Raw genomic sequence first — 264 nt, 5'->3', positions numbered from 1 at the left:
CAGGCCATCCGGGTGCCGGAGCCCGGTTCGCGCAGTAGCAGCGTGTAAGGTTCCAGGTCCTGCAGGCGCAGCGGGCCCTTGAGGCTCAACGGATGATCCGGTGGCGCCACCGCCACAATCGGGTTGTTGAGGAAGGGCAGGAATTCCAGGCCCATGTCCTGAGGCACCATGGACATGATCACCAGGTCGTCGCGGTTGTCCGACAGCCTGCGAATGACCTGCGCGCGGTTGACCACCGTGAGGTGCAGTTGCACTTCCGGATGC

1 protein-coding gene is annotated in these 264 nt (G+C 64.4%); it reads right to left on the bottom strand.

What is annotated here, in order from left to right; translation table 11 throughout:
- A partial coding sequence (locus tag AC0608_RS13775; RefSeq protein WP_478289472.1) for a LysR substrate-binding domain-containing protein occupies nt 1-264 on the bottom strand: 264 nt, incomplete at both ends.

The organism is Flavobacterium sp. GNP008, assembly GCF_056428965.1.
Note: the sequence above shows the minus strand (reverse complement) of the source record. Positions and strands in the feature narration are given on the sequence as shown.